At 32.8% G+C, this 12,130-nt stretch carries 12 protein-coding genes; 11 read left to right on the forward strand and 1 reads right to left on the reverse strand.

Annotation, left to right across the window (positions count from 1 at the left end):
* The 8 genes from rbsK (at position 1) to LQ608_RS07420 (ending at position 8,197) form a co-directional block, all read left to right on the forward strand.
* Positions 1–882 carry a ribokinase gene (gene rbsK, locus LQ608_RS07385; RefSeq protein WP_239751017.1) on the forward strand — a complete coding sequence of 294 codons (882 nt, stop codon included), beginning with the start codon at positions 1–3 and terminating at the stop codon, positions 880–882.
* The gene (rbsD, locus tag LQ608_RS07390; RefSeq protein ID WP_239751018.1) at positions 875–1,264 is read left to right on the forward strand and encodes a D-ribose pyranase; all 390 of its coding nucleotides are present in this window, start codon (positions 875–877) and stop codon (positions 1,262–1,264) included. Before rbsK ends, rbsD begins: the two co-directional genes overlap by 8 nt.
* Positions 1,265–1,276: 12 nt before the next feature.
* Positions 1,277–2,773, forward strand: a complete 1,497-nt coding sequence (locus LQ608_RS07395) for a sugar ABC transporter ATP-binding protein (RefSeq protein ID WP_078356902.1) — start codon at positions 1,277–1,279, stop codon at positions 2,771–2,773.
* Positions 2,754–3,692: an ABC transporter permease gene (locus tag LQ608_RS07400; protein ID WP_239751019.1), complete on the forward strand. Its 939-nt coding sequence runs from the start codon at positions 2,754–2,756 to the stop codon at positions 3,690–3,692. The genes LQ608_RS07395 and LQ608_RS07400 overlap by 20 nt, the downstream gene beginning before the upstream one ends.
* A gap of 23 nt (positions 3,693–3,715) precedes the next feature.
* Positions 3,716–4,630, forward strand: coding sequence for a D-ribose ABC transporter substrate-binding protein (locus LQ608_RS07405; RefSeq protein WP_239751020.1), 915 nt, complete (start codon positions 3,716–3,718; stop codon positions 4,628–4,630).
* 180 nt (positions 4,631–4,810) lie between these two features.
* The gene (locus LQ608_RS07410; RefSeq protein ID WP_239751021.1) at positions 4,811–5,254 is read left to right on the forward strand and encodes a Dps family protein; all 444 of its coding nucleotides are present in this window, start codon (positions 4,811–4,813) and stop codon (positions 5,252–5,254) included.
* A gap of 287 nt (positions 5,255–5,541) precedes the next feature.
* The gene (locus LQ608_RS07415; protein WP_239751022.1) at positions 5,542–6,951 is read left to right on the forward strand and encodes an FAD-binding oxidoreductase; all 1,410 of its coding nucleotides are present in this window, start codon (positions 5,542–5,544) and stop codon (positions 6,949–6,951) included.
* The gene (locus LQ608_RS07420; RefSeq protein WP_239751023.1) at positions 6,941–8,197 is read left to right on the forward strand and encodes a (Fe-S)-binding protein; all 1,257 of its coding nucleotides are present in this window, start codon (positions 6,941–6,943) and stop codon (positions 8,195–8,197) included. Before LQ608_RS07415 ends, LQ608_RS07420 begins: the two co-directional genes overlap by 11 nt.
* Positions 8,198–8,238: 41 nt before the next feature.
* Here the strand turns inward: LQ608_RS07420 and deoD are convergent, their stop codons facing one another.
* Complete coding sequence (gene deoD / locus LQ608_RS07425; RefSeq protein ID WP_239751024.1) at positions 8,239–8,949, reverse strand: purine-nucleoside phosphorylase; 711 nt, start codon at positions 8,947–8,949, stop codon at positions 8,239–8,241.
* A 109-nt stretch (positions 8,950–9,058) separates the two neighbouring features.
* Here deoD and LQ608_RS07430 point away from each other — a divergent pair, with 109 nt between their 5' ends.
* The 3 genes from LQ608_RS07430 (at position 9,059) to LQ608_RS07440 (ending at position 12,123) form a co-directional block, all read left to right on the forward strand.
* Positions 9,059–9,994, forward strand: a complete 936-nt coding sequence (locus LQ608_RS07430) for a sugar-binding transcriptional regulator (protein WP_239751025.1) — start codon at positions 9,059–9,061, stop codon at positions 9,992–9,994.
* An 84-nt stretch (positions 9,995–10,078) separates the two neighbouring features.
* Complete coding sequence (deoC, locus tag LQ608_RS07435; protein WP_208143634.1) at positions 10,079–10,741, forward strand: deoxyribose-phosphate aldolase; 663 nt, start codon at positions 10,079–10,081, stop codon at positions 10,739–10,741.
* A gap of 80 nt (positions 10,742–10,821) precedes the next feature.
* A complete protein-coding gene (locus LQ608_RS07440; RefSeq protein ID WP_239751026.1) occupies positions 10,822–12,123 on the forward strand; it encodes a pyrimidine-nucleoside phosphorylase in 1,302 nt (433 codons plus the stop codon).
* The last annotated feature ends 7 nt before the right edge of the window (positions 12,124–12,130 follow it).

Here is a 12,130-nt window from a genome sequence, read left to right on the forward strand (position 1 = left end):
ATGAAGAAGATAACAGTAATTGGTAGTATGTCTATAGATTTAGTCGTTTCAGCTTCTAAAAGACCAGGTAAAGGTGAAACAATCTTAGGAGACGATTTCTTTACAACACCAGGAGGAAAAGGCGCTAATCAAGCCGTTGCAGCAGCAAGATTAGGTGAAAAAGTACAAATGGTAGGTAGAATTGGTGAAGATGATTTTGGTAAAGAAATATATGAAAATTTAAAAAATAATCATGTTATTGTGGATGGTGTGGAACCCGTTACACATATTCCGTCTGGTACTGCACATATCACTTTATCAGAGCAAGACAATAGTATTATAGTTGTTCCTTCAGCAAATAATGAAGTAACGCCTGATTTTGTGAAGAAACATTTAGAAGCTTTATCTGAAGGAGATATTGTATTGCTACAACAAGAGATACCGAGTGAAACGGTTGAATATGTCGTAGAGTTTTGTTCAGAAAATGGTTTAGTTTCAATATTAAATCCAGCCCCTTATAGAGAAATCAATAAATCAATTATCGAAAAAGTTGATTATTTAACTCCAAATGAAACAGAAAGTGATGAAATGTTCAAAGGTGATTTAGATGATGCACTTTCAGCTTATCCTATGAAATTGATTGTAACTTTAGGTGATAAAGGTGCAGTTTATCATAATGGTAAAGAAAAAGTTCAAGTAGATGGATTTAAACGTGATGTAAAAGATACAACAGGTGCTGGTGATACATTTAACGGTGCGTTTGCTGTTGCATTACAGAAAGCATACAACTTAGAAAAAGCTTTAGCATTTGCTAATTTAGCAGCAAGTTATTCAGTTACGGGAATGGGTGCTCAAGGTGGAATGCCAACGTTAGAAGATATTAAAGGAGAATGGAATGTATAAAACAGGGATATTAAACAGCGAAATATCAAAAGTATTAAGTGATCTTGGACATACTGATCGAATTGTAATAGCAGATTGTGGATTACCTATACCAAAAGGCGTACGTAAAATAGATTTAGCACTGTCTTTTGGTGTACCAAGTTTTGAAAGCGTTTACGAACTGGTATTAGAACATATGGCAGTACAAAAAATGATTTTTGCAGAAGAAATTAAATCTGATAATCCAGAGCTTTTTAAAAAAGTTAATCAAAGTGATGTAGAAAAAGAATATATATCACATGAGAAGTTTAAAGAAATGACACGAAATACAGTTGCTATTATTCGAACAGGAGAAGCAACACCATTTGCAAATGTCATTTTAGAAAGTGATGTTTTATTTTAAAGGAGGGGTTCTATGTTAGAAATGGCTGGAATACATAAAGCGTTTGGCCAAAATAAAGTATTAACTGGTGTAGACTTTAATCTTAAAGAAGCTTCTGTCCATGCACTTATGGGAGAAAATGGTGCTGGAAAATCTACATTGATGAAAATTCTTGTAGGTATTCATGCAAAAGATAAAGGTGAAATTAAATTTCAAAATAAGAACGTAGAATATAAAGATGCGCAAATGTCAGAAGATGCAGGCATTACATTTATTCACCAAGAGTTAAATATTTGGCCAGAATTAACTGTACTTGAAAACTTATTTATCGGTAAGGAAATGAAAAATAAGTTTGGCATTTTAAATGAGAAAAAGATGAAAAAAGAAGCTTTAAAAGTATTTGAAAAATTGAATTTCAACATTTCATTAAAGAAAGTTGCTGGCAAATGTTCTATTGGTGAACAACAAATGATTGAAATTGCTAAAGCTTTAATGACAAATGCAAAAATAATTATCATGGATGAACCAACAGCCGCCTTGACGGATAAAGAAATCACACAATTATTTAAACTCATTAAGACATTACAAAAGCAAGGTGTTTCATTTGTATATATTTCTCATAGAATGGCAGAAATATTTGAGATTTCAGATGAAATAACAGTGATGAGAGATGGTAAAACCGTATTGTATAAAGAGACTAAAGATACAAATTATGATGAAATTGTTAAGTCAATGGTGGGCAGAGATTTAACTGAACAATTTCCAAAAAGAACTGTGACACCAGGTGAAACTGTTATGGAAGTGAAGTCACTCAGTAATGATGTACAAGGTATTAAAGATATATCATTTTCATTGAAACAAGGTGAAATACTTGGGTTTAGTGGTTTAATGGGTGCTGGAAGAACAGAAATTATGAGAAGTCTATTCGGAATAGATAAAGGCCATAAAGATATTGAAATTAAAGGCAAATCCGTTTCCATAAAAACACCGGAAGATGCAATGAAACACGGTTTAGGTTTAATTACAGAAAATAGAAAAGACGAAGGATTAATTCTAGATTTCTCAATTGAACATAATATGGTATTACCGTCACTGAAAAGTTTTTCAAATAAAGGATTTATTAAAGAGCAATCAACACATGTATTTGCAGACCAAATTAGTAAAAGACTAAATATTAAGACTGATCGCAAAGCACTTGTTTCATCACTGTCAGGTGGTAATCAACAAAAAGTCGTGTTAGCGAAATGGATTGGCACAGGAGCTCAAATATTGATTTTAGATGAACCGACTAGAGGTATTGATGTTGGTGCGAAAAGAGAAATTTATCAACTGATGAATGAATTAACTGAACGTGGTGTTTCAATTATTATGATATCTTCAGAACTTCCTGAAGTAATCGGTATGAGTGATCGCGTGATTGTTGTTCAAGAGGGTAGCATCAAAGGTGAAGTTGAACACGAATATATTACAGAAGAAAATATTATGACGTTAGCTACAGGAGGGGAATTACATGCAACAAATCACAGCTAAGACATCTTTTGTCGAAAAAATCATTCCATTTATAGGACTTATCTTATTAATAGTAGTAATTAGTATTATGAACTCAGCATTTTTAGATTTATCTAACCTATTGAACTTATTACGACAAGTTTCTATTAACGGGTTAATAGCATTTGGTATGACATTTGTTATTCTAACTGGTGGTATTGACTTATCTGTCGGTTCTATACTTGCTTTATCAAGTGCTTTCACAGCCATTTTAATTACGAGCGGTTTAGATCCAATAGTTGCACTCATAGTTGGTGTACTAGGTGGATTCTTATTAGGTGTATTTAATGGAATCTTAGTAACATTCGGTAGCATGGCACCATTTATTGCAACACTTGCTACTATGACTATATTTAGAGGCTTAACGCTCGTTGTAACAGATGGTAATCCAATAACAAATTTAGGCGACAGTTATATGTTCCAACTGTTTGGTAAAGGTTACTTTTTCGGAATTCCCGTACCAGCAGTCACAATGATCATTGTATTTATTGTATTAGCAATTATTTTACAAAAGACAACATTCGGTAGACATACATATGCTATCGGGGGAAATGAAGTAGCTTCAAAAATTTCTGGAATTAAAGTAAATAGAGTGAAAATTTTAATCTATGGTATTTCAGGTTTAATGTCAGCATTAGCTGGTGCAATTTTAACTTCACGTTTAAATTCAGCTCAACCAACTGCAGGTACATCATACGAATTAGATGCTATTGCTGCAGTGGTATTAGGCGGAACTTCTTTAACTGGAGGTAAAGGTCGTATCGTAGGAACACTAATTGGTGTGCTTATTATTGGTGTACTTAATAATGGATTAAATTTACTAGGCGTATCATCGTTCTATCAACAAGTTGTAAAAGGTATTGTTATTTTAATAGCAGTCTTAATCGATAGAAAAAAATAATCAATTAAAGTGAGGAGAAACAAATGAAGAAAATTTTAATCCTGTTAATGACTACCATGTTATTTTTATCAGCATGTTCACTTGAATCACCATTGAAAAAAGATAATCAAGGAAAGACAAATAAAAAGAAATCAGAAGTTACAATTGGGGTAAGTGTTTCAACATTGAATAATCCATTCTTTGTTTCTATTAAAGATGGTATTGAAAAGGAAGCGAAGAAACAAGGTATGAAAGTTAAAGTAGTAGATGCTAGAGATGATTCTGCTAAGCAAACTAATGATATAGAAGATTTAGTTCAGCAACAAGTTGACTATTTAGTTGTAAATCCAACTGATTCAAGTGCCATTTCAAGTTCAGTGCAATCAGCTAACAATGAAGGTATTCCAGTAATTACTTTAGACAGATCTGTTGATAAAGGAGATGTCGCTACATTTATCGCTTCTGATAATGTAGAAGGTGGTAAAATGGGTGGTCAATTTATTCTAGATGAACTTGGTAAAAAGGCTAAAGTAGCTGAATTAGAAGGTGTACCAGGAGCTAGTGCAACAAGAGAAAGAGGTAAAGGTTTCCATGATGTAGCAGACAAATCACTTGATGTTATTGCTAAGCAAAGTGCTAAATTTGATCGTGCAGAAGGATTGAATGTAACTCAAAATATTTTACAAGCACATCCAGATGTAGAAGCAATTTTCTCACATAATGATGAAATGGCGCTTGGTGCAATAGAAGCTATTGGAGATAAAGATATCATTGTCGTTGGATTTGATGGTAATGAAGATGCAATGAAATCAATTAAAAGTGGTAAACTTGATGCTACAGTCGCACAACAACCAGATAAAATGGGTAAAGCTTCTGTAGACTCTATCATCAAACTGATGGATGGTAAGAAAGTCGACAAAGAAATTAAAGTACCACTTACACTTGAAAAAGCTAAATAAATGTTTATCCATTTGGAAAGAAGGTATTAGCCTAATAAAGGTTATACCTTCTTTTTTCTCTCTCTTTTCCTTATTTATAATAATTATAAATAACTAGGTATAAAGCGTTGACAGATTAGAATGATTATAATATAATAATTATTGTAATCAAGGATATTAATTTTAGAGGAGTGGAAATTAATGACAAACAATAAAGAAGTAATCGAAGTATTAAACAAACAAGTAGCAGAGTGGACAGTATTATATACTAAACTCCACAATTATCATTGGTATGTTAAAGGACCAAACTTCTTCTCACTACATGCAAAATTTGAAGAATTATATAATGAAGCAAGTGTATATATAGACGACTTAGCTGAGCGTATATTAGCAATAGAAGGTAACCCAATAGCAACATTGAAAGAAGCATTAGAATGGTCAGTAATTGAAGAAGCTGAGAAAAACTTAACAGCTAATCAAATGGTTGAACAATTATCTAAAGACTTTACAACCGTAATTTCACAACTAGAAGAAGGCATCCAATTAGCAGAAAAATTAGACGATGACATGACAGGTGATATGTTATTAGCTATGGTAACAAGTCTTGAAAAACATAACTGGATGTTAAAATCATTCTTAGGTTAATCATAAATAAAATCGTATATTAGTTTAAAGAGTGTATTCAAAAAGCTGAGACAAATTAATTGTCTCAGCTTTTTTTAGATCATATATATTCACAAAAGCCGGAAGAAGTGTAAGCATGGCTATCCATATTCACACAAGTCGAAAGAAATGTGAATGTCTTATATAAGACATTCTTGGTCCACTCTTTTTCATTACATATTTTGTAACCGCATTCACTTGAAATGAAAATTATAAAAAACAGTGATATCATTAATAGAATAATAACTTATTACACAGGGGGGGATAACATGGAGGAGCTCTATGAAGCTTTAAAGAAACATATGGATGATGGTCGTGTTTCTAAAAAAGTTGCTGATCTTTCAAGTTATAGTTTTGATGCTTCTTTCGGAGAGTTTATGCCTGATATTATTTGTCAGCCTATGTCTACGGAGGAAGTTGTTCATATTGTTAAACTGTGTAATCGATATGATGTCCCAATTTATCCAAGAGGAAGTGGTACGAGCTTGAGTGGGGGTCCGCTTGCTGTATATGGTGGTATTGTGCTCGATTTCTCAAGATGGGACAATGAAATAACGGTTTATGAGAATGACTTAATGATGGAAGTTTCACCAGGTGTTATAACTGAAAAGATTCATAAAGTAGCTGAATCGTATGGGCTAATGTATCCACCTGATCCTTCAAGTTCTAGAGTATCTACAATCGGTGGAAATTTAGCTGAAAATGCTGGTGGACCGAGATGTTTAAAATACGGTGTAACGAAAGATTATGTTGTAGGATTAGAAGTCGTAACTGCAAATGGAGATGTGATTCATTGTGGGGGTCGTACTGTAAAAAATGTAACAGGCTATGATATGACTAAATTAATTGTAGGTTCAGAAGGAACACTAGGTATTATTACTAAAGCTACTTTACAACTAATTCCTAAACCGATAGATACTAAAACAGCTATGTTGCAGTTTGATGATTTTATTACATCTGGAAAAGCTGTTTCTAAAATTTTAAGGTCTGGTATATTACCTTCTAAAATTGAGATAATGGACAAATATTGTGTTGATGCAGTTTTATCAACACATCCAATTGAGAATGTAACTGCTGATTCTGAATCAGTATTATTAGTAGAATTGGATGGACATCCTTTAGCTTTAGAAGCAGAGATGAGAATAATTGAAGAAACGTGTGCAGAATTACCAGGATGTAAGGTGCTCATTGCGCAAAATGAGAAACAAGCATCAGAATTATGGGAAGTGAGAAAGCTTGTATCACCTGCGATTGTAAAATTTGGTCCTACTAAAATTAGCGAAGATACGAGCGTACCAGTTAGCCAAATACCTGCATTTTTTGAAGAAATAGAAAGAATAAGACAAACTTATGATTTGAATTTAGTAGTATTTGGTCATGCCGGTGATGGTAACTTACACCCAAATATTATTACTGATAAACGCAAACCTGAAGAAATGAAGCGTGCTGAAGAAGCAGTTGCTGAAATATTTAAAGCTGCATTAAAATTAGGTGGCACATTAAGTGGAGAACATGGCATTGGATTATTTAAAAAACCGTTTATGTACAATGAATTTGATGAAGCGGGTATGAAATTTATGAAAGATGTAAAAGAAGCTTTAGATCCAAATAATCGTTTGAACCCAGGTAAAATATTCCCAGACGAGAATGAAAGGTTTGTGTTAGTCCATGACGATTAATTTAATTGATAAATTGGAATATGATGCGACTTTTGATTGTGTTCAGTGTGGATTTTGTTTACCATCTTGTCCTACATATTTAACGATGAAAGAAGAAAAACATTCGCCACGCGGCAGAATTAATTTAGTTAAGTATGCTGTAGAAGGAAAAGCAGAGTTAAAAGATTTAGAAGAAGCTATAGATTTATGTTTAGGATGTAGACAATGTGAAACGGTTTGTCCAACTAATGTACAGTATGGTGATATTTATGAATCTGCGGTTGAAGTATTAAGAGAAAACAGAAATAAAAAATTAGACACTCAATTAATGTCTATATTTTTAGAACGTAATTATATGTTAGACGCCATGTATAAAGGTTTGAAATTGTATCATTCACCATTAATATCTACAATTATAAGTAAGACAAAAGCATTGGATGTATTGCCTGAAAGACTAGGGAAAATGGCATCGATATTACCACCCGTCAAAAAAGAAAAGACTAATATACAAAATCCATTTAGAACTAAGAAAACGACAGTTGGATTCTTTAGAGGTTGTATGATGGATGCATTTTTCTCAAATATTAATGATTTAGCCATAAAAATATTAGAAGCACATGATATTCAAGTTGTAGAAATTAAACAGCAAACATGCTGTGGCGCACTTCAACATCATGCAGGTGAAATGGAAAAATCAAAAAAATTAGCTAAACTAAATATAGAAGCACTGGAAAAATATGATGTAGACTATTATGTAAATGCTATTGGAGGTTGTGGGGCTTCCTTAATAGAATATGATCATTTATTGAGAAATGATGAAAAGTGGAAAGATAGAGCAGAAGAATTTGTTAATAAAGTAAGAGATATATCTGTCATTTTAGATGATATTGAGTTGAATTTAGATGTACCAATCCATACTAGAGCAACTTATCAACCATCATGTCACTTACAAAACGTTCAACATGTATTTAATGAACCAGAGAAAATTATTCAGCAAATTAAAGGACTAGAATATAAAGTTTTACCAGAAAAAGATATTTGTTGTGGCTCTGCAGGTATATATAATATTGTAAATTATAAAGCATCAATGGAAATATTAAATAGAAAAATGACGCATGTTACAGAAGTAGAACCGCAATTAATTATTACATCTAATCCAGGATGTCACTTACAAATGTTGTTAGGTGTAAAAAATGAAGGATTAGAAGAAAAAATTAAAGTAAAACATATCGTAGAAGTCGTAGCAGAAGCATGCGGCATAAAATAAAAGTGGCTGAGACAATTAATTTGTCTAGCCACTTTTATTTATTATTCAGCTATTTCTAAAGCAACTTCCATCATTTGTGTGAAAGAGTTTTGTCTTTCTTCTGCAGTTGTAGCTTCGTCTCTTAGTAAATGATCACTTACTGTAAAGATACCTAAAGCTTTTTTACCTGCTGCTGCTGCGTTTACATATAATCCAGCAGATTCCATTTCTACACCTAGGATACCTAATCTAGACCATTTGCTCGTTACTTCTGTATCAGCATTGTAGAATATGTCACTTGATAAAATATTTCCAACATGAGTTGTTGCACCGATTTCGTCTGCTTTGTTTTTAGCATTTGCAACTAATCCGAAATCTGCAATTGGAGCGAAATAACCAGGAATGTTGAATTGATCAACATAGTGTGAATTAGTAGAAGCGCCTTGAGCAATAATAATATCATATAAGTTGATATCTTCTTGCATCGCACCACATGAACCTATTCTAATAATTGTATCTACATCAAAGAAATTATATAGTTCGTATGAATAAATACCAATTGAAGCAATTCCCATACCTGAACCCATTACAGATACTTCTTTTCCTTTATAAGTTCCTGTGTAACCTAACATGTTTCTTACATCATTAAATTGTTCAACATTTTCTAAGAAATTTTCAGCGATAAATTTAGCACGTAATGGATCCCCTGGCATTAGTACTGTTTTTGCAATTTTCGCACCATTTGGTTGAATATGTGGTGTCCCTTGAGTCATAACTATCTTCTCCTTCAAATATAAAAGTTTTTTCATTTTAAAGATAACATTTGTTTCAATTTTTTGCGAATTTTTGTACGATAAGAGTGAAAGAAAGTGGTGAATAGGGATGGATTTACAAAAGAATAAAGATAGTATCAAAATTGCAAAGCTCTATTATCAAGAAGGAATGAGTCAAGAAGCAATAGCTAAAAAGATGAATATTTCAAGACCTACAGTATCAAGATTATTAAATCATGCGAAAGATCATGGATTTGTAACGGTTAAGATAGATGACCCATATGAAGATGCTGAAAGTTTAGCCTCACTCATAAAGTCAAAATATAATTTAAAGGATTGTATCGTTCAACATGCATCATACAATGATTATTTAAATATACAAAGTGCAATTGGTAAAAGAACTGCAGAATATTTAACTCAAATTGTGAAAAGTGGAGATAAAATTGGCATTAGTTGGGGTAAAACGATGTATCAAGTATCTCAATATTTAGAACAAAGTCATTTGAAAGATATAGGCATCATACAGTTGAAAGGGGGAATCAGCTTTTCACACGTAGATACGCGAAGTCATCAAATACTTGAAAGATTTGCACAAGCTTATAATGCGACTCCACGAGATTTACCATTACCTGTAATATTTGATGTCAAAGAAGTGAAAGATATGGTTGAAAAAGATAGACACATCAAATCAATTTTAGAACAAGGTAGACAAGTTGATATAGCTATTTTCACAGTTGGAACTGTGAGAGATTCATCCCTATTATTTAAACTTGGATTTTTAAATGAAGAAGAGAAAACAAGACTCAAGAAGTCAGCAGTAGGAGATATATGCTCAAGGTTTTATAACAACACAGGTGAAGTTGCTGATGAAGCAATTAACAATAGAACAATTGGTATAGGTCTAGATGCATTGAAAGAAATTGAAAATACTGTATTGGTTGCTGGAGGTGAGCATAAAATAGAATCAATTAGAGGTGCACTTGAAGGTCAATTAAGCAATATTTTGATTACTGATCAATACACGGCACAAGCATTAATAGATTGATGAACAAATTTTCTCTTATCGTTTTACAAATGTTCACATGTCATTTATAATGAAATTAATATAAAAATATTAGGAGGACTTAATATGTCATTAGCTAAATATATCGATCACACAGCTTTAAAACCAGATACAACTATGGAACAAATTGATGCTTTATTAGAAGAAGCAAAGGAACATGGTTTCAAATCAGTATGTGTTAATCCAACTCATGTTGCACATGCCAAAGAAGTACTAGAAGGTTCAGATGTACTCGTTTGTACAGTAATTGGATTCCCACTTGGTGCTACTACTAGTGAAGTGAAAGCTTTCGAAACAGAAGATGCAATTAAAAAAGGTGCTAACGAAGTAGATATGGTTATTAACATTGGTGCATTGAAAGATGGCAGAGATGAAGATGTTAAAAAAGATATTGAAAGTGTAGTTTCAGCAGCTAATGGTGTAACAACTAAAGTTATTATTGAAACGTCTTTATTAACAGACGCAGAAAAAGTTAGAGCTTGTGAATTAGCAGTAGCAGCAGGTGCTGACTTTGTAAAAACATCAACTGGTTTCTCTACTGGCGGTGCAACTGCAGAAGATATTAAATTGATGAGAGAAACAGTAGGTCCAGATTTAGGTGTTAAAGCTTCAGGTGGTATCCGTTCATACGAAGATGTGAAAACTATGATTGATAATGGTGCAACACGTATAGGCGCTTCAGCTGGTGTGAAAATTTTAAAAGGTGAAACATCAGATTCAGACTATTAATATAAAGGGTACTATATAGTACCTTTTATATTTTGAAACATACGTAAGCGTATTCATTTATAAACAGGAGGGTAATAACTATGAGAATGGTAGACATAATTGCAAAGAAACGTGACGGGAAAGAATTATCTAAAGAAGAAATCAAGTTTTTTATTAAAGGGTATACTTCGGGAGAAATACCTGATTATCAAGCATCAAGTTTAGCAATGGCAATTTATTTTCAAGATATGACAGATGATGAACGTGCTAATTTAACGATGGAAATGGTTGAATCAGGCGATCAAATTGATTTATCAGAAATTGAAGGTATCAAAGTTGATAAGCATTCTACAGGCGGTGTAGGTGATACAACTACACTTGTGTTAGCACCATTAGTAGCAGCACTTGATGTACCAGTAGCTAAAATGAGTGGACGCGGTTTAGGACACACTGGTGGTACAATCGATAAGTTAGAAGCTGTTGAAGGTTTCCATGTAGAAATAACTGAACAAGAGTTTATCAATTTAGTAAATAAAGATAAAGTTGCAGTTATCGGACAATCAGGTAATTTAACACCAGCAGATAAAAAACTTTACGGATTAAGAGACGTAACTGGAACAGTTAACTCTATTCCACTAATCGCTTCATCAATAATGAGTAAAAAAATTGCTGCAGGAGCAGATGCTATTGTACTAGATGTTAAAACTGGTGCTGGTGCTTTTATGAAGACAATTGAAGATTCAGAATTACTTGCGCATGCAATGGTCAAAATCGGAAATAACGTAGGCAGAAATACAATGGCAATTATTTCAGATATGAGTCAACCGTTAGGAAGAGCAATTGGTAATGGATTAGAAGTGAAAGAAGCAATTGAAACATTAAAAGGCGAAGGTCCAGAAGACTTAACTGAACTTGTATTAACTTTAGGTTCACAAATGGTTGTATTAGGTAATAAAGCAGAAACTTTAGAAGAAGCGAGAGAAAAGCTTTTAGAAGTAATTAAAAATGGTAAAGCTTTAGAGAAGTTTAAAGTATTCCTTGAAAACCAAGGTGGAGACGGTTCAGTTGTTGATGACTTAACTAAATTACCACAAGCTCAATACAAATTTGAAGTTGAAGCTAAAGAAGCGGGTTATGTATCTCATATTGTAGCTGATGAAATTGGAGTTGCTTCAATGCTTTTAGGTGCAGGAAGAGCAACAAAGGATGATATAATTGACTTGGCAGTCGGTTTAGTATTAAATAAAAAAGTTGGAGATAAAGTTGAAAAAGGTGAATCATTAGTAACTATTTATGCAAATAATAAAGATGTTAAAGCTGTAGAGTCTAAAATTTTAGAAAACATCACAATTTCTGATGAACAAGTTCAACCAACTTTAATCCATAAAGTGATTACAGACTAGGAGTGAG

The sequence above is a fragment of the Mammaliicoccus sp. H-M34 genome, assembly GCF_022386495.1.
Taxonomy (GTDB): Bacteria; Bacillota; Bacilli; order Staphylococcales; family Staphylococcaceae; genus Mammaliicoccus; species Mammaliicoccus fleurettii.

Bases quoted from the DNA above. Each gene is read 5' to 3' on its own strand.
- rbsK (WP_239751017.1), top strand. From the start codon at position 1: ATGAAGAAGATAACAGTAATTGGTAGTATGTCTATAGATTTAGTCGTT.
- rbsD (WP_239751018.1), top strand. From the start codon at position 875: ATGTATAAAACAGGGATATTAAACAGCGAAATATCAAAAGTATTAAGT.
- LQ608_RS07395 (WP_078356902.1), top strand. From the start codon at position 1,277: ATGTTAGAAATGGCTGGAATACATAAAGCGTTTGGCCAAAATAAAGTA.
- LQ608_RS07400 (WP_239751019.1), top strand. From the start codon at position 2,754: ATGCAACAAATCACAGCTAAGACATCTTTTGTCGAAAAAATCATTCCA.
- LQ608_RS07405 (WP_239751020.1), top strand. From the start codon at position 3,716: ATGAAGAAAATTTTAATCCTGTTAATGACTACCATGTTATTTTTATCA.
- LQ608_RS07410 (WP_239751021.1), top strand. From the start codon at position 4,811: ATGACAAACAATAAAGAAGTAATCGAAGTATTAAACAAACAAGTAGCA.
- LQ608_RS07415 (WP_239751022.1), top strand. From the start codon at position 5,542: ATGGAGGAGCTCTATGAAGCTTTAAAGAAACATATGGATGATGGTCGT.
- LQ608_RS07420 (WP_239751023.1), top strand. From the start codon at position 6,941: ATGACGATTAATTTAATTGATAAATTGGAATATGATGCGACTTTTGAT.
- deoD (WP_239751024.1), bottom strand. From the start codon at position 8,949: ATGACTCAAGGGACACCACATATTCAACCAAATGGTGCGAAAATTGCA.
- LQ608_RS07430 (WP_239751025.1), top strand. From the start codon at position 9,059: ATGGATTTACAAAAGAATAAAGATAGTATCAAAATTGCAAAGCTCTAT.
- deoC (WP_208143634.1), top strand. From the start codon at position 10,079: ATGTCATTAGCTAAATATATCGATCACACAGCTTTAAAACCAGATACA.
- LQ608_RS07440 (WP_239751026.1), top strand. From the start codon at position 10,822: ATGAGAATGGTAGACATAATTGCAAAGAAACGTGACGGGAAAGAATTA.